Genomic DNA, 26,463 nt, shown 5'->3' with positions numbered 1-26,463 from the left:
TCTGAATACTCTATGAGAGTAGTTTACGTAAGCCGCTTCGCATATCATATTGTGGATCATATCCTAGCTGGCTTTTTGCTTTTTCAATTGAGGCTTTTGAATGACGTACATCACCTGTTCTGAAATCCCTGTAAACAATATCGGTAAATGAATTTTGACGCAAATTTTCTTTGATCAGTTCAATAAGCTGATTAAGGGACGTTTGACCCCCTACGGCAACATTATAAACTTCATTTTTGCCGAGTGTCTCACAGGTTGCAGCTAGTATGTTAATCTGTACAACGTTATCAATGTAACAGAAATCCCGGCTCGTTTCACCGTCGCCATTTATATATACGGTATTGCCGGATTTGACAGCAGATACCCATTTAGGAATGACAGCAGCATACGCCCCTTCTGGATCCTGACGTGGTCCAAAAACATTAAAATAACGCAGACCGACGGACTTAAAGCCATAGGTACGATAAAATACATCCGCATAAAGTTCATTCACAAGCTTTGTTACTGCATAGGGAGAAAGGGGATTGCCTATTTTTTCTTCCACTTTTGGAAGGTCAGGATGATCACCATATGTTGAACTTGAAGCGGCATAAATAAAGCTGGTAACGGCTTCTTCCTTGGCGGCATTCAGCATATTTAAAAAACCGGTAATATTGGATGCATTCGTATTTATTGGGTCAGCAATTGACCTTGGCACCGAACCAAGGGCTGCCTGATGCAACACATAATCAATATTTTTCACGGCTGAAACACATGTTTCATAATCGCGGATGTCCCCTTTTATAAAAGTAAAACGCGACCAGTTATCTTTACCAACAATTTTTTCCACAGCATCAAGATTATGTTGATGTCCAGTTGAAAAATTATCAAGACCGACTACAGTCTGTCCAAGCCCAAGCAAAGTTTCAAGTAAATTTGATCCTATAAAACCGGCGACTCCGGTTACCAGCCATTTTTTTGGGGAAGCAGATAATTTTTCTGTTATTTCGTTATATTTCATTCAAAAAACATCTTTTCTTAATATTTATAACTCTTTTAGTTAACTTGTTTCGACTTATCAAGTTCCAGTCTATTTTTTTAAGTTTAACGCTAGACCATTAATCAAAAATCAGTATATAAATCGCCTATGGATAATCAGTTAAAATCAAAGTTAACAGTCATTGGTTTTGTCGCCTTTGTCATTACTGTATATACTGCCAGTTATTTTTACACCAAAAGTAATAACGAACGGTTACTGGCGTCTCCTCGTCTTGTCATGCTGATTGGGTCGGAACAGGAAGAAAACCGGAAATTCTTAAATCTTACCAGTTCGCAGCGCCGGGACGCTGTTAAGTTGCTTCATTTTCAAGATAAAATCTTAATTATATCCCAGACAGAGTTTGAAAATGGTATGACCGATATAGCGGCTAATTTTGCCGATGAAATTGATGGTCAGGATTATTTTATTGCGGATTGTTTGGACTATAGCGAGAAGCTTGATCAGCCAATGATTAAGGATGAAAAGGATGCGTTAAAAGCAAGCTGGATTTTCTCGGCTTGCGGTCTTACGCCGTGAGACCTGCTTTTTCAAAACTTTTTAAATAATATTCGGCGTCTTCTGCTCTGTGAAACCATTTTCTGCATTCGTCTTTAGCATGTATTTTAAAATCTGGATAAAGCCTTAAGACATTTTTTCTTGCTTGCTGACTTGCAGTTTCATCGCCAAGCTCACTATAAACAATTGCCTGCAGCGCGTGGGGCCAAAACCAGTCCGGCGTTTCCACTGTGCTTACAAAGGTTGAGGCCTCTTCAAACTCACCTTTAAGAAAATGATTATGGAAAAGAGCAAACTGGCACCAGTTTGGATGTTGTGGATTTAAGGCAATAGCTTTTTTGACTAGAGAAAGTCCCTGTTTAATTTCACCCATCAGACATAAATAAACGCCGCTGTCAGCAAGAACAGCGGGACTATTAGGGGCAATGCTCAGTCCCATTTTAATATTATTTCTGAAGCGGTCCCATTCACCTTTATGATAATGAATGATGGTTAGTGCGTACCAGGCAATGGAAAATTGAGAGCTCATGGAAATTGATTTTTCCGCAAGTGCCTGTGCACGGTCAAGGGCATCTTCAGCATCCGTCTTCACATTAAAACCGAAGCGGTATTCATCAAGTGCCAGAAAGGCCAGACCAGCCCAGGCATCAGCATAATGGGGGTCAATTTCAGTGGCACGTTCCAGACTTTCCCGTGCTTTCAAATGTGATTTTTGCGAAAGTTCAAAAAGATAGTCATGAAACAGCAGCATGCTTTTATAGGCTTCCATGAATTCAGTGCTGCTGCGTTTCATATTAATGGCACTGGTTCGCATAATGGTGCCATATGCATCGCCAATTGTCGCGCTGACCTGACGGGCAATTTCATCCTGAACCTGAATAATATTTTCTGGGTTTAGCACCCTGTCATATTTTTCGGTCCAGATTATAGCGCCATTGGTGCCATTAATAAGGGCGGCACTGACACGTACGTTTTCGCCAGCATGGCGGATGCTTCCCTCCAATACATAATGGGTTTCAAGTTCCTTGGATAATTCACGAACATCAACGGCTTTTCCTTTATATAGTGATGTCACTTTACGGCTTATGACATAAAGACTGGGGCTCATGCTGAGCTGATTGATAATTTCTTCCGTAATGCCATCTGCAAAAATATTCAGATTGCCTTTTTCACCAATAAATTCAAAGGGCAGAACCGCTATTGCCGGGCCAGTTGGCGGCGCGGCAGCAACATTAAATACTGGGTCATTCTCTGATTCCCCATTTTTCTGATCATTATTTTCAAAACTAGGTTCATATTTTCCTTTGGGAAGCTGAATGATAATCGGGTCGTCTTTTCCTTCATCCATATAATAATGTTCTAGAAGTCGGCGAAGACGACCTGCTTCAACCCGAACGATGGCATCGGCGCCGGGATCAAATGTTTCATCCTTGTCAAACACTTCAAGCGCAAGCGTATATCCCTTTAACATAGCGGCATTGCCCTTAAGTGTTTCGTCAACGACATAGGACAAAAATCGTTTTAGACGATTCTTATTTTCAAATAAGTCGCTGCTCAGGATTTTTTCCAGCTGATTTTTTATGGTCTGATCAGGGTTTATAACGGCATACTCAAATAAATTAGATATAAGCGCAGCATATAACATACATTTTATGATGAAAATAAGAAGAATTTTTATATGAAATGATCAGCGATGCTCGTGAAGGGGAACAAGTGACCGGTCGAGAATGAGTGTCACAAAACAAGCACCGCTGATAATCCTTATACGGGGTCTGATTAAAAACCCTGCGAATTATTTTTGCATAAGCTCTCTGGAAATGATCATCCGCTGAATATCGGATGTTCCCTCATAGATCTGACATACGCGTACATCACGATATATCCGCTCAACCGGAAAGTCATTCAGATAACCATAACCGCCTAATGTTTGGATAGCGGCGGAGCAGATTTTTTCTGCCGCTTCGGAGGCAAATAATTTTGCCATTGCCGCTTCTTTTAAACATGGAACGCCCTGATCACGAAGTGAAGCGGCGTTTAAAACCATTAGTCTGGCCGCTTCCAGTTCCGTTTCCATATCGGCAAGTCGGAAGCCGACAGCCTGGTGTTTAATGATCGGTTTACCGAATGTTTCACGTTCATTGGCGTAAGAAACGGCAACATCCAGTGCGGCCCTTGCCATGCCGACACTTTGTGCGGCTATACCGATCCGGCCAGGTTCCAGATTTGAAAGGGCCAGTTTATACCCTTCACCAACATTCCCTAGAACCATATCATCGCTTGCCAGCATATCATCAAAATTAAGGCTACAGGTGTCCGATGCCTTCTGTCCCAGCTTGCTTTCAACATTGGCAACGCTATAGCCCTTTGTATCGGTAGGAACCAGAAAAGCGGTAATACCCTTTTTACCGGCGTCGGGGTCTGTTACGGCAAAAATAAGTGCGACTTTGGCGATTTTGCCATTGCTGATAAACATTTTTGATCCGTTAATAAGCCAGCCTTTATCGGATTTCACTGCGCGGGTTTTAAGGTTTGAGGCATCAGATCCTGCCCCAGGCTCGGTCAGGCAAAATGCGCCAAAAATTTCACCTCGTGCCAGCGGTTTTAAAAAGTCTTCCTTCTGTTTTTCTGTGCCGGCATTAAGAATGCAGGATAATGTCGGTGAATTGGTAACGCTCATAATGGTGCTTACGGCGCCGTCACCGCGGGCGATTTCCATTAATGCCAAAGCGTATGAAACATAATCGGTACCCGCGCCACCCCATTCTTCCGGGATGGTCATACCCATCAGGCCAAGGGAGCCCATCTGGTGCAAAACTTCAATGGGGAGACTTGCATTTCTGTCCCATTCGGCGGCATGGGGGGTGAGTTCATTATCCGCAAAATCCCGCGCCATGTCGCGGATCATGATTTGTTCTTCGCTTAAAATCATTCCATTAATTCAACAGCGACGGCCGTTGCCTCCCCACCACCGATACAAAGACTTGCTATGCCACGTTTTTTGCCATGCGTCTGCAGGGCGGCAATCAGGGTGATGATAATACGTGATCCTGATGATCCGACCGGATGGCCAAGGGCGCAGGCTCCGCCATGAACATTTACTTTATCATGGGAAATATTGAGATCATGCATTGCCGCCATCGTGACGACGGCAAAGGCCTCGTTAATTTCATAAAGGTCAACATCCTTATCTGTCCAGCCGGTTTTATCATAAAGTTTTTTCATGGCGCCGACAGGAGCGGTGGTGAACCAGTTTGGCTCCTGTGCATGGACACTATGGCCGATGATTTTCGCGATCGGTTTAAGGCCTCTTTTCTCCGCTTCCGACAATTTCATCATGACGACCGCTGAAGCACCATCGGAAATTGAGCTTGAATTTGCGGCTGTAACCGATCCATCCTTGGCAAATGCGGGTCTTAGAGTTGGTATTTTTTCAATTCTCGCTTTGCCGGGTTGCTCATCCGTATCAATGATAATGTCGCCCTGACGGCTACTGACTGTAACCGGGCTGATTTCCCTTTTAAAATAACCTTTTTCAATAGCGTTGTTCGCTCTTGAAAGTGATGAAATGGCAAACTGGTCCTGATCTTCGCGGCTGAAACCGTATTTTTCCGCTGTTTTTTCAGCAAAGACTCCCATCAATTTTCCTTTGTCATAAGCATCTTCAAGTCCGTCTAGGAACATATGGTCTTTAGCGTCTGTATGACCAATCCGGGCACCACTGCGCATTTTTGTTAAAAGGTAAGGGGCGTTGCTCATGCTTTCCATGCCACCGGCAACAATGATATCTGCCGCTCCTGCTGAAATCGCATTATGGGCCAGAATGACTGTTTCCATGCCGCTGCCACACATTTTATTGACTGTCACGCAAGGAGTGCTTAATGGAATGCCAGCCCCAACAGACGCCTGCCGCGCAGGGGCCTGACCAATGCCGGCAGGAAGAACGCAACCCATATAGGTTTCGTCTACATCTTTAGGGGCAATTGCGGCCTCATCCAGGGCACCTTTTATGGCGACAGCGCCAAGTTCCGGTGCAGTTACAGAGGCAAAATCACCTTGAAATCCCCCCATAGGTGTGCGAGACATGCCAACAATAACTATAGAATCTGCGGTCATGAAAATTTCTCCAGAATTTTTTAGATGTCATTATTGACTAAAATATGTTACTATTCGGTAACAATATAAACTTGAATATATTCATACGCAAGATATTTGAAAACAGTATAACAATTGGACAGGGATAGATGCAACAAAACCTGACAAGAGAAGAAAAAAGACAACAAAAACTTGATGTGATTTTACGTAATGCCGCCAAGGCATTTATGGAACGTGGTTATTATAAAACCTCTCTGGATGATATTGCCAGTATGCAGAATGTCACCAAACCAACCCTTTATTATTATATTAAAAATAAAGAGGATATTTTGGTTAAATGCGAGGAGGTTACCTGCGGTCGGATTAATGCCATGCTGGACGAAGTAATGGCAAAAAATATTTCAGGTTATGAAATGCTTTATCAATTTATTATGCGATATATTGGCATCATTATTGATGATGTGGCGCGATGCCATGTCCGGCACCGTGGTCAGATGGAAGACGAAATGCTTCGGGCACAAAGCATAAAAAACCATAAGGATATTGAAAACAGGGTGCGTGAAATTATTCGCCGAGGCATTGGTGACGGCTCAATAAGGAATTGTAATTCTACCATTCTTGCCATTCTTCTTTTTGATAGTCTGAATGGATTGACATCCTGGTATAAAGCGGATGGCAAGGTTGACCAGAATGAACTGACGGATGAAGTGCTGGCTCTGGTCGGATCAGGGGTTTGCAGAACTTAATATGAGCGAATTTGCGGATAAAATAAAATCGGGAAACCGCCGATCCATTGCAAAAGCAATAACACTGATTGAATCGTCGCGACCTGATCATCAGCATGAGTCAGAGTTATTGCTGAAAGAACTTTTGCCCTTTACGGGAAACGCTCTTCGGCTGGGTCTGACTGGTATTCCGGGAGTTGGAAAATCCACATTCATTGAAGTGTTTGGCAAAATGCTGACGGCAAAAGGGTATAAAGTTGCCGTGCTCGCCGTTGATCCATCGTCACAAATTTCTGGCGGGTCAATTCTTGGCGATAAAACCAGGATGGAGGAACTCGCACGGGATGATATGGCTTTTATTCGTCCGACCCCTTCAAATGGGACTCTTGGTGGGATTGCCCGTTATACCCGTGAAGCCATGATGATACTGGAAGCGGCAGGGTTTGATATCATTATCGTTGAAACGGTCGGGGTCGGCCAGTCGGAAGTGGCTGTTGAAAATCTGGTTGATATGTTCATATTGCTTTTAGCGCCCGGTGGCGGTGATGAACTTCAGGGCATAAAACGCGGAATTATGGAACTCGCAGATCTGGTCATCATCAACAAAGCCGATGGCGATTTCGAGAATGCAGCGCGGATTGCGGCGGCTCACTGTGAAAATGCCCTTCATCTTATGCAGCCAAAAAATGATGCATGGACGGTAAAAGTATTGCGGGCAAGCGCATTGAACAAATCCGGGTTTGAGGAAATCTGGCAAGTCATTACTTCATTCCGGAATATTATGTCAGTTGGCCATCAATTGGAAGAACGCCGCATTCAGCAAATGAAATCAGCTATCTGGTCAGAAGTAAGTGAATTAATTGTTGATCAGATAAAAAAGCAAAAATTAAAGAAAATAGAGGATTTGGAAAAAGCAGTTATCAATAAGCAGATAACCCCCCTTGCTGCAGCCAGGGAACTGCTCAATTCTGTTTTTAATAAGTGATTATTAGCGTGTACATCTCGTTAGTCCGCGCCCAAATAGATCACCCGTAAGTTTACCTTCATCAATTGCCAGCCCTCCATTCACCAGAAGATATTTAACCCCGACAGATAATTCTCTGGGATTAATATAATCTGCTTTGGGCCCGAATTCGTCAGGATCAAAAATGACAATATCTGCATATTTATCGGGCTCTATGTAACCGCGGTCACAAAGCTTGAATGTATCTGCGGTAAGGCCTGTGCTTCTGTGAATAAAATCCTGAAGACTGATATATTTTTTTTCAACCACATAGGTTCTGTATTTATTTGGAAATGTGGCAAATTTGCGGGGATGGCCGTATGAGCCGTCAGACGATGTCATCACCCAGGGTTTTTGCATAAAGGCGCGAAGGTCATCTTCGTTAATAGCAAAATTTGCAATATTGCTTCCCCATTCAAATATGATTTCAATGGCGGTTTCGATTGGTGTTTTGCCACGGGCGTCTGCCTCTTCACCAAGGGTGCGTCCAACCACCATATTTCCGTCACCGCCGGTAAGCAGCAAGGCATCCTTGCCACCACGCTTTCTCATATTTTCTTCCATGTCGGCCTTGATTTTTGGTAACAGTTCCGGATCTTTCAGTCGGGCTAACATAGCTTCATTGCCCCCTGCCTGAACATATCGGGGCAGCAGGGCCCCAATGACGCTGGTTCCTGTCGCTGTCCATGGATACTGGTCCGCGCTGATCCTAAGTCCTTCGGCCTGGGCATCTTCAATCATTTTTATTGCCTGTGCTGACTGTCCCCAGACATCAACCCCAAGGGCTTTGATGTGACCGACATGTCCTTTAATGCCAGCGATACGGGCAATATCAATCACTTCTTTAATGGCGCCGAGAAGCCCAATGTTATAGGTGCTCTCATCGCGAATATGACTTTCATAAATGCCGTCATAAGGGGCAATTTCTTTGGCGAGTTCAGCCACTTCCTCGGTTGAGGAATAGCTCCCGGGAGCATAATATAATCCGGTGGAGAGGCCAAGAGCCCCTTCCTCCATCGCTTTTCGAACATGGGATTTCATAATTTCCATTTCGCCGTATGTTGGCTCATCATCCCTCATCTGCATGACTGACTGGCGAACGTTGCCCTGCCCGACAAAGAGGGCTGTATTGCTGCCTATGCCATCTTCCTCAAGCTTGTCAAGGGTTTCACGAATATTGCTTGGTCCACCTCCGTCATTTCCGTTAAAAACGGTTGTTACCCCTTGCATCAGGTAATTGGCATTCAGCTTTTTATCAGGATTTTGCAGATCATCAAGTGAGTGGGTATGTGGGTCAATAAAACCGGGGGCGACGATCATTCCTGTGGCGTCAATGGTGCGTGCGGCACTGATTTTATACTGACCAGCGGGACCAACATATGTTATCTGGTCACCATTTATTGCAATATCAAGTTTTTCCCCTGCGCTATCATGTCCATCAAAAACAGTTCCACCCGTGATCAGAATATCCGCACTGATATCATTGGAATTTTCCTGACTGCAGCTTGCTAAAATTAAAATAAATATTAGCGACCAAATAACTTTCATAAGACTTTCCCCTTGCCCGTATTTTCCCTGTTCAATCCACTATATCCTGCAAAATTTTGATTTCAAGCATCGAGCGATACGGAAGGGGTAATTTTTTTGGCAATAAAATCATAGATTTCAGGTTATATTTCTTGACGTATATGGTGCTTTCCCCTATATACCGCTTTCAAGTTTTATCAGGCTGCATGACGATTCTCATGAAACAGCCATAGAATATAAGAATTTAAGTTAAGGAAAAGACGATGTCACGTGTATGTGAATTAACTGGAAAATCAGTAATGAGCGGTAATAATGTGAGCCATGCGCTTAACAGAACCCGTCGTAAATTCCGTCCTAATCTTGCCAAAGTAACATTGATGAGCGATGCACTCGGACAGTCAGTGAAAATGAAAATTTCTGCCCATGCACTGCGTAGTGTAGAGCATAATGGCGGTCTTGATAATTTTCTGATTAAAGCAAATGATCTTAAATTATCTTTAAAAGCAAGACGTCTGAAAAAAAGCATTAAGCAAAAGCTTGCTGCTGCTTAAATTCAGAATTTAGGACAACGTTATTAAGGCCGCTGATATTTCAGCGGCTTTTTTTGTTCTTTAATAGAAAATGTTTTTCAGATAGTTTTTAATTAAATAGGAAGTATTTTTAAATAATGATAACAAAAACTTCACTTCCTTATATTAATGTTATGATTCTGTAAACTGTATCAAAGTATAATAACGAATGAAATTTAAGCACGGTGAATTCACACAGGGCTCTTTTGTCATGTTATGCTTTAGGATTATTAAGGGGCAGTAAATGAACACAAAAGCATTATCAGCTAACATTGTTAATGGCGCCAAAATGGTGTTCCTTAAAAAAGGATATGCTGCAACCAATGTTGAGGATATTGTGAAAGCGGCGCAGATTTCTGAGCGTGAATTTGATGATAGTTTTAATTCATTAGAGGAAGTTGGCCTTAAAGTTCTTCAGTCATATAGACAGGAATTGAAAAAGCAGCTTAAAAAATACGAAGAAAATGATAATCCAAGACAAAGGCTAAGTATGTTTCTGGATAGTTATTTTGATGATGCAGAAAGACTTGCCAAGGAAGGATGTCCTGTATTCAGTCTTTATTATGATGTGCGTAATATAGGCAATGCTCTCACAGAAACAGCCGGGGATATTCTTGAAATACAGCATAAATGGATAGATGAACAGTTTATCATCATGTTGAAGACTGAAAGTGGTGTTGATCAGGGAGATCGTCTCATGTCGGCAATCTGCGGGCTAACCATGCTGGCAAAATTGACAGGTAATGCGCAAATGTTCAAAAACCAGATTATCCAGCTCCGCTCCTGGATCAGATCAATGTAATGAGACTTGACCTTGACAGTATGATCGGTCACTCTACAGAAAAATAATTCTATAGAGAAAATCTTTGGCTAAAAGCGAAAATCAGGAAAAAGAAATATCAGACTCATTGCTGGTTTATTTAAAACCCCGGGTTTTGGCTATTTTATTTTTGGGCTTTTCCTCCGGTGTTCCTTACGGCGTGCTGACCGGTGCTTTAAGTTACTGGGTGTCAAAGATTGATCTTTCCCCTAGTGAAATCAGTCTACTGGTAGCAGCCGGATTTCCCTATACCATTAAGTTTCTTTGGTCGCCGATCATTGATCAGGTAAAATTACCGGTTCTTAATAAACTTTTTGGCCAGAGAAGAAGTTGGCTTCTGCTTTCCCAAATACTTTTGGCATTTAGTATAGTCTGGTTGGGGTTCACATCACCGACACAGGATTACTCAGAAACCTATATGGTTGCTTTTTTAATCGCGCTTTTTGGTGCTACCCAGGATATTGTTATCGATGGTTTTCGAATTGAAGTTCTTGAAGATGACGAACAAGCCGCAGGTGCCGCCCTTTATATTTATGGCTATCGGATTGCAGGGATCATTTTTTCAATCGGGGTGATTTATATTTATAATCTGTTTGAAATTGACTGGGCATATTTGTTTATGATCGGCAGTTTATTGATGGCAATCGGTATATTGGCGACGTTATTCATTAAAGAGCCGCAACATAAGGCCACAGAAGAAAAATTAAAAATTCAGCTCGAACTTGATAAAATTATGCGGGAGAAGAATATTCTTGAAGGTAAATTTAAAGAATATTTCGCCTGGATATATATGAGTGTTATTGCCCCTTTTCAGGAATTTTTAACAAGAAGGGGCTGGTATGTCTTTCTTCTTTTCGCTTTGTTTTATAAGCTGGGAGACAGTATGGCTTTATCCCTGCAAACCAAATATTTTCTATCGCTTGGCTTTGATGACCTCGTAATTGCAAATTCAGGAAAGGCAGTAGGGTTCTGGGCACTGCTTGCCGGACTTGCAGTTGGAGGGGCACTTATGAATAAAGTTGGTTTATGGAAAGCTCTGCTCATCTGTGCTGTATTACAGTTGGTATCAAATTTGTCCTTTTCTGCTCTTTATATCATTGGGACGAACGCTTGGTTCCTGGCGTTTACGATGGGCTTTGAGAATTTTTCAACAGGTATGGGGGCGACTGTATTGGTTGCCTATCTTTCTCTTCTTTGCAATCGGTCTTTTACAGTCACCCAATTTGCGCTTTTAAGTGCGATTACCCAATTTACCACCAGGATATTATCATCCCCGAGTGGCTATATAGTAGAATATACGGACTGGTTCTGGTTCTTTATCGTTACTGCAATATTGGCGGTTCCAGGTGTTCTTTTATTATTCTGGATAAAAAATATTGAGGATATTGACCGTAAGCATTCAGACCTTTCTCACAATGAGGTCTAGCGTCGTAGAAAAGCGTGATTTACGACTAACAAACTGAAAGCCGTGTTGCTCCAACAGGAACATTATATTTTTTGAGGTAAAGAAATTTACCTGATTTTTTTGTTCACTCGGGTTTTTGTAAAATCGTCTGACCGGTACCGATAATTCAAAAGTTTCGCCTCTGCTCAGTGAATAAAATTTGTTTTTGAAAAAAGCATTAATATCGGCTGCAAAAATAAGATTATTATTCGTATCATCGACAGGCTTTAGAAAATTTTTCTTAAACCCACAGTGGGAACATACAAATATATGATGTTCAATTGAGCCAGAGCCGCCACAGACTTCACAATTTATTTTTTTTGTATTTCCGGATATATTCATAGTATCTCTTGTAATCCACTTTTTGATATCGGCTAAAAGAAAAGAACAAAAAAAATCATTTGGTACATGCTTCAATAAACGATATCATTTAATGTTTCATCAAAAGGTGGGCAAATCAACCAGTTAAAGAAAGCTTGTATGAATATAATTGCCAAGAAAGACAAAATAAAAAAGGATCTGGAACCTATAGTGATCACCAGTGGTGACATAGAAGTCAGGTTAGCCTGTACGAATGAAGAAATTGAAGCAGGCCAGAAACTTCGCTATCAGGTGTTTTTTAAGGAAATGGGGGCAAAGCCCAGTGATGTTGTTAGAAAACAGGAACGAGACTTTGATGATTTTGATGACATATGTGACCATCTTCTGGCCTTTGATAATTCAAAAAGCGGACCTGACAGGGTCATAGCAACTTATCGTCTTTTAAGGGAAGAGATCATTGAAAAGAAAGAGGATTTTTACTCTTATAACGAATTTGATTTGTCTGGGCTTTATAATAGCTATTTCAGGAATTTAATGGGGGATCGTCAGTTACTGGAACTTGGACGGAGTTGTGTAAAAGAAGAATACAGAACAAATGCCGTCATGCATCTGATGTGGAAATTTATTGCCCGTTATATTGACAAGCATAAGATTGCTTATCTTTTTGGGTGTGCCAGCCTACAGGGAACTGATCAGGAAAAACTAAAATTACCGCTATCCTATCTCTATAATAATCATAAAACGCCAATCGAATATAATATACCGGCAAGAGAGGAACTCGCACAAAAAATGAATTATTTTGTCGAAGGCGATTATAGCAATAAAGAAGCCCTGCGGGCATTGGCCCCATTGGTAAAAGGCTATCTTAGACTGGGATGCTATATAGGGGACGGGGCAGTGATCGACGAACAGTTTGGGACAACCGATGTATTTATCTTGCTACCGATTGATCGGCTGGAAAGTCGTTATTTGGCCCTATGGGATGATTGATAATATAGAAATAATAATTTAAGGCCCCGGGCAGGCAATGGGTAAACAGGATATAAAAAAAATAGTGAAAGAGAAGTCTGGTGCAAAAAGCACACCTATGATGGAACAGTTTTTGAAACTGAAGTCATGCCATAGTGATTATCTTCTTTTTTACCGAATGGGTGATTTTTATGAACTTTTTTTCGATGATGCCGTAATAGCTGCTGAAGCACTGGACATTACCCTGACAAAACGTGGCAAGCACATGGAGGAGGATATCCCCATGTGTGGTGTTCCCGTCCATGCGGCGGAAAATTATCTTTCCCGCCTAATTGGCAAAGGTTTTAAAGTCGCTGTTTGCGAACAGATGGAAGACCCTGCGGAAGCAAAAAAACGTGGCAGCAAGTCTGTCGTCAAGCGTGATATTGTCAGACTGGTTACGCCCGGGACCATTACCGAAGAAAACCTGCTTGATGCCCGGTCCCATAATTTCCTTGCGGCACTTTCGAATGCTCAAGGTAGTTTTTCCCTCGCCTGGCTTGATATAACCACGGGGGATTTTTATGTCAGTAAAATGGATATTGCAAATCTTGATGCCGAACTGGCCAGATTAAATGCCGGTGAAATGATTGTGCCATTTAATATACTTGATAAAAGAGATGTGGCAGATAAGTTGAATGATTGGCTGAAAATAATCAGTCCCGTTGAAAATACCTTATTTGACAGTGTCCGTGCGGAGCAAAAACTAAAGGATGCTTTTGGCGTAAGTGTTTTGGATGGCATCGGTACGTTTGGCCGGGCAGAGCTTGCGGCATGTGGTGCCTTAATCGACTATCTGGAAGAGACCCAGAAAGGCAAGTTGCCGAAATTAAAAAAGCCAAAAATAGTCGGTGAAGACAGCATCATGATGATTGACAGTGCCACCCGCCGAAACCTAGAGCTTAGCCGTACACTTTCAGGTGACAAAAAGGGCAGTCTTCTCAATGAAATTGATAAGACAATTACTGGCGCAGGAGCCAGACTCCTTGGCACTTATCTGAGTGCTCCTCTTACTGATCCCGTAAAAATTAATAAAAGACTGGATTTGGTCACATATTTTCTAAATGAAGAAGCATTGCGGCGGGAGCTTCGGAATTTGCTGAAAAGCTGTCCAGATCTTGAGCGGGCAATGTCAAGGTTATCTGTCGGTCGGGGTGGTCCGCGCGATCTCGCGGCTGTGAGGGATGCGCTTGATCAGGCTTTTAATATCAGGCAGGTCATTGAAAAAAATATATCAAAATCCAGCAATGATCTCAGCGGACATCATGATGACCTTAAAGAAATTCTCAATAAATTTGGCAATCATGCTGAAATTGTCGATGAGCTAAGAAGAGCGCTTCTACCCGAATTGCCCCTTATAACGAGAGACGGCAATTTTATTGCCCGAGGCTATCATCCTCCACTGGATGAATTTCAGATGCTTAAGAGTGAAAGCAAACGGCTAATCGCAGCGCTGGAGGGTCGATATAAACAGGATACCAGTATTAACGGGCTTAAAATTAAATATAACAACGTGCTTGGCTATTTTGTTGAGGTGACGGCGCTGCATGCAGATAAACTGATGACGGCACCGTTAAACGAAGTGTTTATTCATCGGCAGACGCTTGCCAATGCGGTAAGGTTTAATTCTTCTGATCTTGCCGAACTTGCCGGAAAAATTGGCCAGGCAGCTGATCGTGCATTATCACTTGAGCATGAGTTGTTTGACAGGCTGGTCACTCAGGTTCTGGCAAAATGGGATGGGATTATCCGTGCCGCGTCGGCACTGGCGATGCTGGATGTTGGCACCGCCCTTTCCGAGCTTGCCTCAGAAAAAAATTATACGAGGCCCCTGGTGGATGACAGTCTGTCATTTGAAATTGAGGCGGGCAGGCACCCTGTTGTTGAGGCATCAATCAGAAAGAATCTAGAAGGACGTTTTGTAGCGAATGACTGTGATCTCGGCGTTGAAAACCGATTGTGGTTAATTACCGGACCCAATATGGCTGGTAAAAGTACATTTTTAAGGCAAAATGCTCTTATCACTATTCTTGCCCAGATGGGGAGCTTCGTTCCGGCAAATAAAGCTCATATTGGAATTGTGGACCGGTTATTCAGCCGTGTGGGTGCGTCTGATGATCTGGCAAGGGGGCGGTCAACATTCATGGTTGAAATGGTTGAAACAGCGGCAATTTTAAACCAGTCAACCAGTAGATCACTTGTTATTCTTGATGAAATTGGCCGTGGAACAGCGACATATGATGGACTGTCCATCGCCTGGGCGGCGGTCGAACATCTTCATGAAGTGAATATGGCGCGTGGCTTATTTGCGACACATTATCATGAGATGACAGCGCTTTCGTCAAAACTGAACAGTCTGGCACTTTATTATATGAAAGTGAAAGAATGGGAAGGTGAAGTTATTTTTCTGCATGAAGTATCAGAAGGCTCAGCAGATCGGTCATATGGCATTCAGGTGGCTAAACTTGCCGGGTTGCCGTCGGTCGTTGTTGAACGGGCAAAACAGGTGCTTCATAGTCTTGAGCAGGGCGGGGCAGATGGACAGGGTGTGGCACAGGGACAGAAGATGGAAGCTCTAAGTGATGATTTACCACTTTTTTCTGCCCTTCATGAAAAAAGTGTCGAAAAAAATAAAGAATCATCAGAACTTGAGCAAGCCATTAAGTCACTAAGCCCGGATGACTATAGCCCGAGAGATGCACTGGAAATGTTATATAAATTAAAAGAGTTGTCGAAAAAAATAGATGACACGCATTAGAAAACATCGCGATATTTTCAATCGCAAGGATCAGGCAGAAAAGCTTGACGCTTTAAAGGAAAAATTTGGACCGGATCAAATCCGGGGACCATTGCTGGAGCTTATGAAAAATGCCTATGACAGTGGGTTTCAGCATATCAGGGAGCGTGCAGATAATGGTGAAACAGGTGTAAATCTGGCTAATGCTCAAAGTTTTCTGACCGATGAAATAGTGCATATGCTTTATGATGTGGTTACGGATTATGTCTATCATCTGGCAAACCCGACAAAAAGTGAACGTTTATGCCTCGCCGCATTCGGAGGATATGGCAGGCAGGAAATGGCACCATATTCCGATATCGATCTCTTATTTATTCTTCCCTATAAAAAGACCGCCTGGAGCGAACAGGTGGTTGAATATATGCTTTATATTCTTTGGGATATGGGGTTTGTCGTAGGTCATGCCGTGAGGACCATTGATGAAAGTATCCGCCTTTGCCATACGGACCTCACCATTAAGACGGCACTTCTTGAAATGCGCTATATTTGGGGTGACAGGTCTTTATATGAAGAGCTTTCTGCCAAATATGAAAGAAAAATCGTAAAGGGAAATGCGCCGGAATTTACTGAAGAAAAACTTCAGGAACGTGACGAGCGTCATAAAAGACTTGGGGATACGCGCTATGTTGTTGAGCCAAATCTGAAAGAAGGCAAGGGTGGGCTTCGCGACCTACATACTTTATTCTGGATTGCCAAATTCATTTATAAGGTAAACAGCCTGAATGAAATTGTGGAAAAAGGCGTTTTTTCGCAGGACGAATATAAAGAATTCCAGAAGGCAGAAGATTTTCTCTGGGCTGTGCGTTTCCAACTGCATTATTTTGCGGGAAGGCCGGAAGAGCGCATCACATTTGATGTACAGAAAATACTTGCTGAAAAACTGGGTTATACTGACCGTCCCAATATGTCCGGGGTTGAACGGTTTATGAAACATTTTTTCCTTACAGCAAAAACAGTTGGGGACCTGACAAGAATTTTTTGTGCCTATCTGGAAGAGAAACACAAACGAAAACCAATCCGTCTTTCCAACTTTTCATTCAGATCGAAAAGCATTGAAGGATTTCCCATAGAAGGAAGCCGGTTAAGTTTTAAAAATGTAGAAGAGATTGAGGAAGATCCTGTCAAAATGATCGAGATTTTTCATGTTGCGCAAAAATATGCCCTTGATATTCACCCAAGGGCGCTCAGAATGATGTGGCAAAATCTCAAATTAATTAAAGGTCGCACCCGTAACAATCAAAAAGCAAATGAAATTTTTCTTGAAATAATGACATTTAAGGATGGCCCCGGTTTCGCATTGCGACTGATGAACGAGGTTGGTGTTCTTGGTCGATTTGTGCCAGATTTTGGTCGGGTTGTGGCGCAAATGCAGTATGACATGTATCATGTTTATACCGTTGATGAACATACGATCCGGGCAATTGAACTCCTTTCTCAGCTTGAGCGTGGATTGCTAGCGGATGAACATCCGCTGTCAAATGACATCATTCATAAAGTATTGTCGCGCCGTGTGCTTTATCTGTCAGTTTTCCTGCATGATATTGCAAAAGGAAGAAAAGGCGATCATTCCATACTGGGTGAGGAGGTTGCCCAGAAATTATGTCCGCGCTTTGGCCTGACATCGGCGGAGACTGAGACAGTTGCCTGGCTGGTCCGCTGGCATTTGCTGATGACCTATTCAGCATTTAAGCGTGATTTGAGTGATCCAAAAACGATTGCTGATTTTGCTGGTCAGGTGCAAAGTCCGGAAAGACTAAGACTGCTTCTGGTGCTTACCGTGGTAGATATCCGTGCCGTTGGACCAAAAGTCTGGAACGGATGGAAAGGGCAATTATTAAGGGATTTATATAGCCGTTCTGCCGAATATCTGTTGGGGGGTCAGGTAAAATATGAAAATAGTTACCATGTTGATAGTATAAAAGCGGAACTTAAGGAAGCTCTACCGGAATGGTCAGACAAGAAATTCGAAAAATACACCCGTCGTTTTTATAATACTTACTGGCATGCGATGCCGGTTGAAGATTTGGTGCGAAACGCACTAATGATTGATTTAGCGGATAAATATAATGATAATTTCACCGTTAATATTCATATTGACGATTTTCAGGATATTTCTGAATTAAGTATCTATACACAGGATCATCCGGGGCTATTTGCCCGACTGACCGGTGCAATTGCCTTAAGTGGTGCCTCTATTCAGGATGCGCGCATCTTTACAACCAAAGACGGTATGGCGCTCGACTCATTCAGAATACAGGATGCGGAAGGGCAGGTTTTTAAGGATAAAAGAAAACTTGAAAAACTTGAGCAGAATATAAGAGATACACTGTCTGGAAAACTTAGACCAAGAGAAGTTTTTGATCGACGGCGCATCAAAAAATTAAGAACGGATGTGTTCAAGGTTGAACCCAGAGTGCTTATTGATAATAAAGCCAGCAACACCAGGACCGTTATTGAACTAAATGGTCGGGACCGTATCGGCTATCTGTTTGATCTCAGTCAGGTTTTATTTGATTTGAAAATTTCTATCAGTTCAGCGCATATTGCGACATATGGAGAGCGGGCAATAACAGTGTTTTTCGTTCGGGATATTTTTGGACATAAAATCACCAACGAAAAAAGATTAGAGCTCATAGAAGAAAAACTGATGAATGTTCTGACGGTGGATAATTAGATGTCTATGCTCAAAGCCACAGTTATTTTTGGAAGTTTTACCATGATAAGCCGTGTTCTCGGTTTTGTACGGGACATTTTTATGGCGGCTGTCTTGGGGGCTGGTACAGTATCGGACTGTTTTGTCGTTGCCTTCAAACTCCCTAATTTTTTCAGACGTCTCTTTGCAGAGGGTGCTTTCAGCGCATCATTTGTACCAATTTTTTCAGTGACCCTTGAAAAGGGTGGGAAGGAACAGGCACTGCGCTTTGCAGAAGAGGCATTTGCCTGTCTCGCGATAACACTGCTTCTTTTTGTTGGTTTAATGGAATTATTTACGCCAGCCCTTATTTATGTGATGGCAAATGGTTTTACGGATAATGTCGCCAAATTTGATCTAGCCGTGACGCTGACAAGATTTACTTTTCCGTTTATTTTATTTGTTTCCCTCGTTTCGTTGCTGGCAGGCATTCTTAATTCGCTCGGTAAATTTGCTGAAACGGCAGCCACGCCGATTATATTAAATTTATGTATGATCTCGGCACTGGTTTTTGGGTCGAATTCGATGGAAACACCCGCACATACCTTGGCAATAGGGGTGAGCGTTGCCGGGTTTATTCAGATATTATTTCTCTACAGAGCGACAGTTAAAGCAGGCTACAGAATAAGGCTCATAATGCCCGCTTTGACACCCAGAGTTAAAAGGTTGCTCATCGTCATGGGGCCGGCAGCACTGGGAGCCGGTGTTATTCAGCTTAACCTTTTGCTTGATATGGTCATTGCGTCACATTTACCTGATGCGTCCATGTCTTACCTTTATTATGCTGATCGACTTAATCAGCTTCCTGTCGGTGTGATTGGTGTCGCACTTGGTACAGTGCTTCTGCCCGTATTGTCCCGAAATATTGCCAGCGGGAATGAAGCAAAAGTAGTAAGCAGCCAGACAAAAGCCATTGAAATGGGCCTGTTTTTTACAATTCCGGCGGCTGTAGCATTTGTGATTGTTCCAGACGACCTTATTCATGTTCTGCTTGAGAGAAGTAATTTTTCGGCACAGGCCACAATTGAAACTTCAATCACCCTAGCAGCTTATGCTGCGGGGCTTCCTGCATATGTATTGTCTAAAGTTTTTGTGCCCGGATATTTTGCGAGAGGAGATACCAAAACACCTCTTAAGTTTGCCATAGTGGCACTGATCATAAATGTAAGTCTCAATCTGATATTAATGCAGTATTTTGCCCATGTTGGATTGGCAATGGCAACGGCAATATCAGCATGGATCAATGTAATGATGCTTTGCGGCGGATTGGTGCTCCGTGGACAGTATGTTATTGAAAGAAAATTGTTAATAAGACTTTCAAAATATATTTTGTGCTCTTTTATTATGGGTGGGGTCGTTTGGTTTGTTGATAAGAAGGTTCAGTTTTTAATTGATGGGAATTCTGTAGAGCAGATTATTGGCCTGCTTACTCTCGTGATTTGCGGGATAGCGGCATACCTGATTGCTTCTTTTTATACAGGAACAGTAAAAAAAGAGGAACTGACAGCAATATTCTCAAAGAGATAGTTGACCAGGAACTTTTTAGCCGTCATATAGATGTCCTATTGGAAATGATAACGGATATGTCCAAAATATCCATAAGGAATGAATATGTCAGCTTTCAAACAACGTGTTTTTTCAGGGGTTCAACCTTCAGGGAATTTAACACTGGGCAATTATCTTGGCGCAATTAAAAATTGGGTTGGCCTTCAGGACAGTTACGAAACAATTTTTTGTGTTGTTGATCTTCATGCAATTACGACTTGGCAGGAACCTGAAGTGCTCAGAAATGCAACGCGTGAAGTTGCCGCGGGCATGATTGCAAGTGGAGTTGATCCTAAAAAAAGCATTATTTTTAATCAGTCACAGGTTTCAGCTCACGCTGAGCTTGCGTGGATTTTTAATTGTGTTGCCCGTATGGGATGGCTTAACCGCATGACACAGTTCAAGGAAAAAGCAGGAAAACATAAAGAACGTGCAAGCGTCGGGCTATATGTTTATCCTGATCTGATGGCTGCTGATATTCTGACATATCTTGCTACTCATGTGCCTGTAGGGGCGGACCAGAAACAACATCTTGAACTTACCCGGGATATTGCCCAGAAATTTAACAATGATTACGGGGTTAATTTCTTCCCGGAAGTTGAGCCGCTAATTTTTGGAGCGGCAACAAGAGTTATGTCTCTCAGAGACGGAACAGCGAAAATGTCAAAGTCGGATCCTTCAGAAAACAGCCGGATTAACCTGACTGATGACAGGGACAGTATTGCAAAAAAAATTCGTAAAGCCCGCACGGACAGTGAACCGCTTCCCGGGACATTAGAGGGACTCGAAGGACGTGCAGAAGCAATGAACCTCATAAATATTTTTGCGGCCCTTAGTGAACGGGAAGCGAAAGATATTTGCCAAGAATATGAAGGTAAAGGTTTTGCTGAATTCAAGAATGACCTGGCTGACCTTAGTGTGTCGGTATTAGGTCCAATAAGTGAGGAAATGAGCCGTTTAATGGGCGATAAAAGCTATCTTGACAGTATTTTGCGTGAAGGCGCGAGAAATGCCGATGAAATTGCCACCCCAATTCTTAAGCAGGCTCAGGATATTGTCGGTCTTCTGCGGCCCTGATTATGCCACAATGATAAAGTAATATTTGATAATCTGAGAGTAAAAATGTAAGGTAGGATTATGGGTAAATATTTTAAAATCTTTGTATCCGTTCTGGCCGTAAGCTTACTGGCATCCTGTACGCAATCTATTAGTACAAATGTGATGCGTTTTCATCAGCTTCCCCAGCCGTCTGGCGAAAAAATTGTTATAGTTCCTATGGATCCGGCAAATAAAGGCAGTATTGAATTTGCAAATTACGCGTCTTTGGTGGGTAATGCACTTGGAAGCTTTGGTTATGTCCCTGCCAATGGTGAAAAAGCCGACCTGATTGTTGAATTAGGCTATGGTGTCGATGGTGGTCAGCAGGTTGTTCGCACATCTCCTGGAATGTATGGTTTTATGGGATACGGATATTACGGTGGTTATTATAACCCCTGGTTTCCTTATCGAAATCCTTATTATTATGGCAGTGCTTTTTATGGAAGCCCTTATTATTACGGTGGTTTTTATGACCCATTCGGATATTATCCACTTGGAATGGCCCCTTCAGTTCGCACATATACGAATTATACACGTCATTTGAAAATGGTTATAAAACCAAATAAGGATAATGCACAAAATCTTTATGAAGGTGAGGTAACTAGCACTGGTCGTAATGCCAATCTCCATGAAATAATGCCATATTTGGTGCAAGCCTTTTTTACCAATTTCCCAGGTGTGAGCGGCTCATCGGAAAGAATTTCAGTTAAAATTCCGACAGACTGATTTTTTCGGCAGGGGGTTGAAAATGACACTATTCTGCGCCATCTATAATAAATAATAAATCAACAGGATTGGCTATGTGGGAAACCGCAAAAGATATTGGATATTGGCTTAAAGAAACCATCAGTCTGAAAATAATCAAAAGACTGGCTGTGGTGATAATATTATTATTATTACTTTATTATCCTGTTGGTATGTTCCTTATTCATAAAATTGATGATAATCCTGATTTTGGACCACAAACTGTTTCTCAAGGCAGCAATGCTGTTGCTGCTAGTATTGCCCTTATCGACCGGGAAGTGAACCAGCATAGCTGGGTAGCAAACGACCCTATTTTTAAACCGGGGGCATTTCTCGATAATATGGCCAATTTTCAGACAGGCATTATTTCTGCTATTGCCAGATTTAGCTATGAACTGGTGGACCAGCTTGGCCGCACCCGTGGCTCCAGTGCTGTTGATCCGGATCTACAGGAGGTTTCGGGCCTATTACAATATTCAGGAAATATTTGGTGGTGGAACCCTTCAACATCATTAATGCCGGTGGCTACGTCTGAGCAGCAATATAATAAAGCGATGGAACAGCTCATTATCTATAACAAGCGTTTGGCGACCGGAAATGCCGTATTTGAAAAGCGTGCTGATAATCTTCTGGCAACGCTAGACAGAATTGCTCTTGATCTGGGTGCATCATCCGCAAGCATAGATGCATATATAAAAAATGGTTTTGGGTGTGTACTTGATCTGGGTGCTGATGATTTATTCTTTAACGTTAAAGGTCAGGCTTATGCCTATAGTTTAATACTCAAAGGGCTTCGCAAGGATTTTAAGCAGGTCATTACGAACCGGGACATTGCATCAAGCTGGGATGATATGGAAGCCTCGTTTGAATCGGTAATCAGTATGGATCCTATGATCATATCAAATTGCGCTGTTGATGGGCTAATATTTCAGAATCATCTTGCTGCAGAAGGCTTCTATCTGTTGAGGGCGAGAACGCAACTTAGAGAAATTACCAATATTTTGCAGAAATAAATATCCGCTTGCAAAATTGATCTTTTGAATGGCAAAATAGACATCAAAAATGAATATGGCCAGATAAAGGGGTTTTTATGTCCGGGCAACAGAGTAAATGGAAGTTTCTGATCATCGCGGATGATACACCAGAATTTAAAAAGGTGCTTAGACTTGCCAGTAAACGTGCTGAAAAAGTGGGTGGCAGCATTCTGATGTTATATATTATTCCACCGGCAGATTTTCAGCACTGGACATCAGTCAGGCATCTGATGGAAGAGGAAGCGATGGAAGAGGCTAAAGAGCTGGTCGATAGCCATCTTCGTGAAATTAAAAGAATTTCAGGTCTTGATGCAGAAGCCATTATCCGAAAAGGCAAGCCGGAAGAGGTGATTTGTGAAGTAATTGCGGAGGATCGTGAAATTCATCTTCTTGTCCTTGGCGCTGACGTGGAAGGTGACCCAGGCCCATTGATCAGAAGCTTTCGCGAGGTACTTCTTAATATGCTCCACATGCCAGTCCTAGTTGTTCCGGGCAATATGACGGATGATGAAATAGATAAATTCGCATAAATATTTAATATACTAATCTTGAATAATCTTCAGTTCCTCACTATCTAAATAATAAATATATTAGAGACAGGTATTAATTATGTTTATCCAGACAGAACAAACACCCAATCCAGCAACTTTGAAATTTATTCCAGGTGAAGTTGTTCTTGAAAGTGGGACAATGTTTTTTGAAAATAAAGATGCGGCTGGTATTTCACCGTTGGCACAGGCTTTATTCTCAATCGATGGAGTTTCTGCTGTCTTTTTAGGATCTGATTTTATTACAGTAGAAAATAATGATAAGGATTGGAACGAGCTAAAACCGGCAATTCTGGGCACCATAATGGAGCATTATACAGCAGGGTTGCCGATTGTAACTGGTGATGCAGAAGACCATATTGTTGATGATGGGGCTGATCCTGAAATTGTGGCCCAGATAACTGAGCTGCTGGATACTCGCGTACGTCCCGCCGTGGCGAGGGACGGTGGTGATATTACCTATCACGGTTTCCGTGACGGTATCGTTTATTTAAGAATGCAGGGTGCCTGTTCGGGTTGCCCGAGCTCTACGGCAACTCTTAAATATGGCATTCAAAATCTACTTAAGCATTATATCCCGGAAGTGGAAAGCGTCGAATCAGTCGAATAGGCTTAATTGACTGTATTTAATCTAAAAAATGGCATTCCAAACCAGTACCATCTGCCATCCGGACCAGGCATTGTGCAGTTTATTCTGCTGCGCCCCGGCGGGAAAGGTTCGTCAAATCGAACTTCAACTCTGTTCGTGCCAATAAGATTGATACGAGCGGCCTTATCAATATGGGATGGAAAGCAGTTCATGGCACCCAGTCCTTTTATACTGTCATCAACTGTAAATCCGACTGAAGGCGGGTTTACGTCCAGATCTGCCGTTCGCGGCAATATATCTTTTACCGGTAATGCTCTTGAATTAATGATCAGTTTAAAACGGTCAATATCCGCATAATTTTCATTAAATGCAAAGCGGGGCAGGGCCATAATATCGTTGCGACTGTTTGCCGCACTGGAATATTGTGCAAAAGCGGCCTCATAATTTTTGCTTTTTGCAATTTCAATCATATTCTCTGAAAATTCACCGTAAGGGTAGGCAAATAAATCAGGAATATAGCCCAGTTCCCGCAGGTATATTTTATCTGCCTCTTCTATATCGGCTTTGGCTTCATCGTTGCTGATTTCGGTCATATGGGCATGGGCATGTCCATGATGCCCGATTTCCACCAAAGGATCAGCATCAAGTTCTCTAATCTGGTCCCAGGTCATTGAGCTGGGATTCTGATCATTCACGGATTCTGTCGAAATAAACAGAGTAATCGGAATGCCCGCTGCTTTTAATCGCGGCCAGGCTTCTTTATAAATAGAAAGATATCCATCATCAATTGTTACGGCAATGGTTCTTGGAGGCAGACCCTGTTTATTTTTCAGGGCCTCAACAATGGTTCTGAGAGGGACAATATTATAGTTATCTTTACTGAGTTCGGCGATATGTTGATCAAACTGGGAAAGCTTTACATTGGTTGTGGGAAAACCTTCTTCGCCAAACCGATGATACATAATTATCACGGCACTGTCCTCGCTTTGAGCGATAGCCAAAGATGTATAAAATGAATTGAACAAAATTATTAGACAAAACTGAATAATGAGTTTTTTCAATATTATCCCTCGAATTATAGTATTTAATTATTTATATGTTTTTCAGTGCAAACTATACCAGAAAAACCTTTAAAAATATCTGTAAAAATTAATTAAGAAACTTAACCGATAAATGACCTATATTTTAGCAATTGATACGACACTTGGGGCCTGTTCAGCGGCACTTATTAAGGATGGAATGATCACTTCTTACAAGCGCGAGGTGCGTGCACGCGGCCATGTAGAGCGGCTGCTTCCAATGATTGATGAAATATGCATCGAAAGTGACATTAAAATTTCTGACATTGAAAAAATTGCGGTGACCATTGGCCCGGGAACTTTTGCAGGGGTTAGAATTGGGCTATCTGCTGCAAAAGGCTTGGCGCTTGCTCTGGATATTAAAGTGATTCCTGTGACTACCCTTGAGGCAATATTGTGTCAGTTTGTGGAGGAAGAAAAAGGATTTAATGGAAAAGTTGCTGTTGCAATAGATGCTCGTCGAGGCGAGAATTATTTCCAAATATTTGATGTTGATAAAGGTACTTTTAAAGCTGTTTCAAAAGCAGAAGCAGTTCAGGTCAGGAAAATAGGAGAAAGAATTACATCTGAAATAGATTTACTGATCGGTAGTGGTGCTGAATTTTTATCGGGTTTGGAAATTCGTTCTTCTGAAAAATATGATGCTCCTGATGCATATTATATGGCTCAATATGCAGAAAAAAAACAGGAAATGGCCGTTATAAGTGATGAAATTTCTCCACTTTATCTAAGGGCACCGGATGCTATTAAACCAGCACCGTTAGCTATGATCGTTTCCGATGAAGAGTAAAAAAAACATTTCGATCTCTGAAGTTGGTGTTGAGGGAGCAAAGCTTTTATCTGCTATCCATGAGGAAGCATTTTATGAAGAGCATGAACAGCAATGGAAAGAGAAGGATTTTATTGAACTTTTCTCAATTCCTGGAACTGTAAGTTATCTGATCAGTAATGCAGAGCAGCCAATGGGATTTATTCTGATCCGTAACATTCAGGATGAAGCGGAAATAATTACATTTTGTATATTGCCAAAATGGTGCCGTAATGGTTATGCTACCTATCTTTTAGAATGGGTCATAAATAGGCTGCAGCAGCAGTCTGTCAAAAGATTTTTTCTTGAAGTAAATGAAAATAATGATGCGGCAATAAATCTATATCAGAAATGCTCATTTAAAAAAATAGGGCGCCGCAAAGGGTATTATAAAGGCCATCATGGTGCAAAAACAGATGCACTCGTTATGCAAATTCAACTGACGGATTAATTGAAGAATAAATTTGTATTCGCACAAACTGATGG

The 26,463-nt window shown here is 42.0% G+C and carries 24 protein-coding genes; 17 read left to right on the top strand and 7 right to left on the bottom strand.

The window, feature by feature from the left end; translation table 11 throughout:
- Nucleotides 1-10: 10 nt before the first annotated feature.
- Nucleotides 11-1,000, bottom strand: a complete 990-nt coding sequence (locus R3D86_04160; GenBank protein ID MEZ5757393.1) for a GDP-mannose 4,6-dehydratase — start codon at nt 998-1,000, stop codon at nt 11-13.
- Between the two features lie 126 nt (nt 1,001-1,126).
- On the opposite strand from R3D86_04160, the gene R3D86_04155 reads away from it, so the two are divergent.
- Entirely contained in the window at nt 1,127-1,555 is a 429-nt protein-coding gene (locus R3D86_04155; protein ID MEZ5757392.1) for a hypothetical protein, read from the top strand.
- Here the strand turns inward: R3D86_04155 and R3D86_04150 are convergent.
- The 3 genes from R3D86_04150 to R3D86_04140 form a co-directional block, all read right to left on the bottom strand.
- Nucleotides 1,545-3,005, bottom strand: coding sequence for a hypothetical protein (locus tag R3D86_04150; GenBank protein MEZ5757391.1), 1,461 nt, complete (start codon nt 3,003-3,005; stop codon nt 1,545-1,547). The genes R3D86_04155 and R3D86_04150 overlap by 11 nt on opposite strands.
- Nucleotides 3,006-3,326: 321 nt before the next feature.
- Complete coding sequence (locus tag R3D86_04145; GenBank protein MEZ5757390.1) at nt 3,327-4,463, bottom strand: acyl-CoA dehydrogenase family protein; 1,137 nt, start codon at nt 4,461-4,463, stop codon at nt 3,327-3,329.
- Complete coding sequence (locus tag R3D86_04140) at nt 4,460-5,647, bottom strand: acetyl-CoA C-acyltransferase (protein MEZ5757389.1); 1,188 nt, start codon at nt 5,645-5,647, stop codon at nt 4,460-4,462. Before R3D86_04140 ends, R3D86_04145 begins: the two co-directional genes overlap by 4 nt.
- 128 nt (nt 5,648-5,775) lie before the next feature.
- Here R3D86_04140 and R3D86_04135 point away from each other — a divergent pair, with 128 nt between their 5' ends.
- Both R3D86_04135 and meaB read left to right on the top strand, forming a co-directional pair.
- Entirely contained in the window at nt 5,776-6,372 is a 597-nt protein-coding gene (locus tag R3D86_04135) for a TetR/AcrR family transcriptional regulator (GenBank protein ID MEZ5757388.1), read from the top strand.
- Nucleotides 6,329-7,336, top strand: a complete 1,008-nt coding sequence (gene meaB, locus R3D86_04130; GenBank protein MEZ5757387.1) for a methylmalonyl Co-A mutase-associated GTPase MeaB — start codon at nt 6,329-6,331, stop codon at nt 7,334-7,336. The genes R3D86_04135 and meaB overlap by 44 nt, the downstream gene beginning before the upstream one ends.
- A 3-nt stretch (nt 7,337-7,339) precedes the next feature.
- On the opposite strand, the gene R3D86_04125 is transcribed toward meaB, so the two are convergent.
- Complete coding sequence (locus tag R3D86_04125; protein ID MEZ5757386.1) at nt 7,340-8,902, bottom strand: amidohydrolase family protein; 1,563 nt, start codon at nt 8,900-8,902, stop codon at nt 7,340-7,342.
- A 242-nt stretch (nt 8,903-9,144) separates the two neighbouring features.
- Here R3D86_04125 and rpmB point away from each other — a divergent pair, with 242 nt between their 5' ends.
- From rpmB to R3D86_04110, 3 genes are all read left to right on the top strand, one after another.
- A complete protein-coding gene (gene rpmB, locus R3D86_04120; protein ID MEZ5757385.1) occupies nt 9,145-9,432 on the top strand; it encodes a 50S ribosomal protein L28 in 288 nt (95 codons plus the stop codon).
- A gap of 262 nt (nt 9,433-9,694) precedes the next feature.
- The gene (locus tag R3D86_04115) at nt 9,695-10,252 is read left to right on the top strand and encodes a TetR/AcrR family transcriptional regulator (GenBank protein MEZ5757384.1); all 558 of its coding nucleotides are present in this window, start codon (nt 9,695-9,697) and stop codon (nt 10,250-10,252) included.
- A 64-nt stretch (nt 10,253-10,316) separates the two neighbouring features.
- Nucleotides 10,317-11,696 carry an MFS transporter gene (locus R3D86_04110; GenBank protein ID MEZ5757383.1) on the top strand — a complete coding sequence of 460 codons (1,380 nt, stop codon included), beginning with the start codon at nt 10,317-10,319 and terminating at the stop codon, nt 11,694-11,696.
- Here R3D86_04110 and R3D86_04105 read toward each other — a convergent pair.
- A complete protein-coding gene (locus R3D86_04105; GenBank protein ID MEZ5757382.1) occupies nt 11,670-12,131 on the bottom strand; it encodes a hypothetical protein in 462 nt (153 codons plus the stop codon). The genes R3D86_04110 and R3D86_04105 overlap by 27 nt on opposite strands.
- 63 nt (nt 12,132-12,194) lie before the next feature.
- On the opposite strand from R3D86_04105, the gene R3D86_04100 reads away from it, so the two are divergent.
- The 9 genes from R3D86_04100 (at nt 12,195) to R3D86_04060 (ending at nt 24,111) form a co-directional block, all read left to right on the top strand.
- Nucleotides 12,195-13,025 (top strand): GNAT family N-acyltransferase, encoded by an 831-nt coding sequence (locus R3D86_04100; protein MEZ5757381.1) that lies wholly within the window; start codon nt 12,195-12,197, stop codon nt 13,023-13,025.
- Between the two features lie 64 nt (nt 13,026-13,089).
- Nucleotides 13,090-15,801 carry a DNA mismatch repair protein MutS gene (mutS, locus tag R3D86_04095; GenBank protein MEZ5757380.1) on the top strand — a complete coding sequence of 904 codons (2,712 nt, stop codon included), beginning with the start codon at nt 13,090-13,092 and terminating at the stop codon, nt 15,799-15,801.
- Entirely contained in the window at nt 15,788-18,514 is a 2,727-nt protein-coding gene (locus tag R3D86_04090; GenBank protein MEZ5757379.1) for a [protein-PII] uridylyltransferase, read from the top strand. The genes mutS and R3D86_04090 overlap by 14 nt, the downstream gene beginning before the upstream one ends.
- A complete protein-coding gene (gene murJ / locus R3D86_04085; GenBank protein MEZ5757378.1) occupies nt 18,515-20,059 on the top strand; it encodes a murein biosynthesis integral membrane protein MurJ in 1,545 nt (514 codons plus the stop codon). It abuts the gene before it with no gap.
- Between the two features lie 84 nt (nt 20,060-20,143).
- Nucleotides 20,144-21,154: a tryptophan--tRNA ligase gene (trpS, locus tag R3D86_04080; GenBank protein MEZ5757377.1), complete on the top strand. Its 1,011-nt coding sequence runs from the start codon at nt 20,144-20,146 to the stop codon at nt 21,152-21,154.
- 60 nt (nt 21,155-21,214) lie between these two features.
- Nucleotides 21,215-21,901 (top strand): DUF4136 domain-containing protein, encoded by a 687-nt coding sequence (locus R3D86_04075; GenBank protein MEZ5757376.1) that lies wholly within the window; start codon nt 21,215-21,217, stop codon nt 21,899-21,901.
- A 74-nt stretch (nt 21,902-21,975) separates the two neighbouring features.
- Nucleotides 21,976-22,932, top strand: a complete 957-nt coding sequence (locus tag R3D86_04070) for a DUF2333 family protein (protein MEZ5757375.1) — start codon at nt 21,976-21,978, stop codon at nt 22,930-22,932.
- A gap of 77 nt (nt 22,933-23,009) precedes the next feature.
- A complete protein-coding gene (locus R3D86_04065; GenBank protein ID MEZ5757374.1) occupies nt 23,010-23,483 on the top strand; it encodes a universal stress protein in 474 nt (157 codons plus the stop codon).
- A gap of 79 nt (nt 23,484-23,562) precedes the next feature.
- Nucleotides 23,563-24,111: a NifU family protein gene (locus tag R3D86_04060; protein MEZ5757373.1), complete on the top strand. Its 549-nt coding sequence runs from the start codon at nt 23,563-23,565 to the stop codon at nt 24,109-24,111.
- A gap of 2 nt (nt 24,112-24,113) precedes the next feature.
- Here R3D86_04060 and R3D86_04055 read toward each other — a convergent pair whose 3' ends face one another.
- Entirely contained in the window at nt 24,114-25,052 is a 939-nt protein-coding gene (locus tag R3D86_04055) for a polysaccharide deacetylase family protein (protein MEZ5757372.1), read from the bottom strand.
- Nucleotides 25,053-25,263: 211 nt separating this feature from the next.
- On the opposite strand from R3D86_04055, the gene tsaB reads away from it, so the two are divergent.
- Together tsaB and rimI are read left to right on the top strand one after the other, a co-directional pair.
- Nucleotides 25,264-25,959, top strand: a complete 696-nt coding sequence (tsaB, locus tag R3D86_04050) for a tRNA (adenosine(37)-N6)-threonylcarbamoyltransferase complex dimerization subunit type 1 TsaB (GenBank protein MEZ5757371.1) — start codon at nt 25,264-25,266, stop codon at nt 25,957-25,959.
- Nucleotides 25,949-26,428, top strand: a complete 480-nt coding sequence (gene rimI, locus R3D86_04045) for a ribosomal protein S18-alanine N-acetyltransferase (GenBank protein MEZ5757370.1) — start codon at nt 25,949-25,951, stop codon at nt 26,426-26,428. The genes tsaB and rimI overlap by 11 nt, the downstream gene beginning before the upstream one ends.
- Nucleotides 26,429-26,463: the final 35 nt, after the last annotated feature.

The organism is Emcibacteraceae bacterium (assembly GCA_041396985.1).
In the GTDB taxonomy this organism is placed as follows: Bacteria; Pseudomonadota; Alphaproteobacteria; order Sphingomonadales; family Emcibacteraceae; genus Pseudemcibacter.
The sequence above is the reverse complement of the archived record's forward strand: the minus strand, read 5'-3'. Positions and strand labels throughout refer to the sequence as shown.

What these genes read in the sequence shown, in the direction of transcription:
- R3D86_04160 (MEZ5757393.1), bottom strand. Translation starts at nt 1,000, where the DNA reads ATGAAATATAACGAAATAACAGAAAAATTATCTGCTTCCCCAAAAAAA.
- R3D86_04155 (MEZ5757392.1), top strand. Translation starts at nt 1,127, where the DNA reads ATGGATAATCAGTTAAAATCAAAGTTAACAGTCATTGGTTTTGTCGCC.
- R3D86_04150 (MEZ5757391.1), bottom strand. Translation starts at nt 3,005, where the DNA reads ATGTTAAAGGGATATACGCTTGCGCTTGAAGTGTTTGACAAGGATGAA.
- R3D86_04145 (MEZ5757390.1), bottom strand. Translation starts at nt 4,463, where the DNA reads ATGATTTTAAGCGAAGAACAAATCATGATCCGCGACATGGCGCGGGAT.
- R3D86_04140 (MEZ5757389.1), bottom strand. Translation starts at nt 5,647, where the DNA reads ATGACCGCAGATTCTATAGTTATTGTTGGCATGTCTCGCACACCTATG.
- R3D86_04135 (MEZ5757388.1), top strand. Translation starts at nt 5,776, where the DNA reads ATGCAACAAAACCTGACAAGAGAAGAAAAAAGACAACAAAAACTTGAT.
- meaB (MEZ5757387.1), top strand. Translation starts at nt 6,329, where the DNA reads ATGAAGTGCTGGCTCTGGTCGGATCAGGGGTTTGCAGAACTTAATATG.
- R3D86_04125 (MEZ5757386.1), bottom strand. Translation starts at nt 8,902, where the DNA reads ATGAAAGTTATTTGGTCGCTAATATTTATTTTAATTTTAGCAAGCTGC.
- rpmB (MEZ5757385.1), top strand. Translation starts at nt 9,145, where the DNA reads ATGTCACGTGTATGTGAATTAACTGGAAAATCAGTAATGAGCGGTAAT.
- R3D86_04115 (MEZ5757384.1), top strand. Translation starts at nt 9,695, where the DNA reads ATGAACACAAAAGCATTATCAGCTAACATTGTTAATGGCGCCAAAATG.
- R3D86_04100 (MEZ5757381.1), top strand. Translation starts at nt 12,195, where the DNA reads ATGAATATAATTGCCAAGAAAGACAAAATAAAAAAGGATCTGGAACCT.
- R3D86_04090 (MEZ5757379.1), top strand. Translation starts at nt 15,788, where the DNA reads ATGACACGCATTAGAAAACATCGCGATATTTTCAATCGCAAGGATCAG.
- murJ (MEZ5757378.1), top strand. Translation starts at nt 18,515, where the DNA reads ATGTCTATGCTCAAAGCCACAGTTATTTTTGGAAGTTTTACCATGATA.
- trpS (MEZ5757377.1), top strand. Translation starts at nt 20,144, where the DNA reads ATGTCAGCTTTCAAACAACGTGTTTTTTCAGGGGTTCAACCTTCAGGG.
- R3D86_04075 (MEZ5757376.1), top strand. Translation starts at nt 21,215, where the DNA reads ATGGGTAAATATTTTAAAATCTTTGTATCCGTTCTGGCCGTAAGCTTA.
- R3D86_04070 (MEZ5757375.1), top strand. Translation starts at nt 21,976, where the DNA reads ATGTGGGAAACCGCAAAAGATATTGGATATTGGCTTAAAGAAACCATC.
- R3D86_04065 (MEZ5757374.1), top strand. Translation starts at nt 23,010, where the DNA reads ATGTCCGGGCAACAGAGTAAATGGAAGTTTCTGATCATCGCGGATGAT.
- R3D86_04060 (MEZ5757373.1), top strand. Translation starts at nt 23,563, where the DNA reads ATGTTTATCCAGACAGAACAAACACCCAATCCAGCAACTTTGAAATTT.
- R3D86_04055 (MEZ5757372.1), bottom strand. Translation starts at nt 25,052, where the DNA reads ATGTATCATCGGTTTGGCGAAGAAGGTTTTCCCACAACCAATGTAAAG.
- tsaB (MEZ5757371.1), top strand. Translation starts at nt 25,264, where the DNA reads ATGACCTATATTTTAGCAATTGATACGACACTTGGGGCCTGTTCAGCG.
- rimI (MEZ5757370.1), top strand. Translation starts at nt 25,949, where the DNA reads ATGAAGAGTAAAAAAAACATTTCGATCTCTGAAGTTGGTGTTGAGGGA.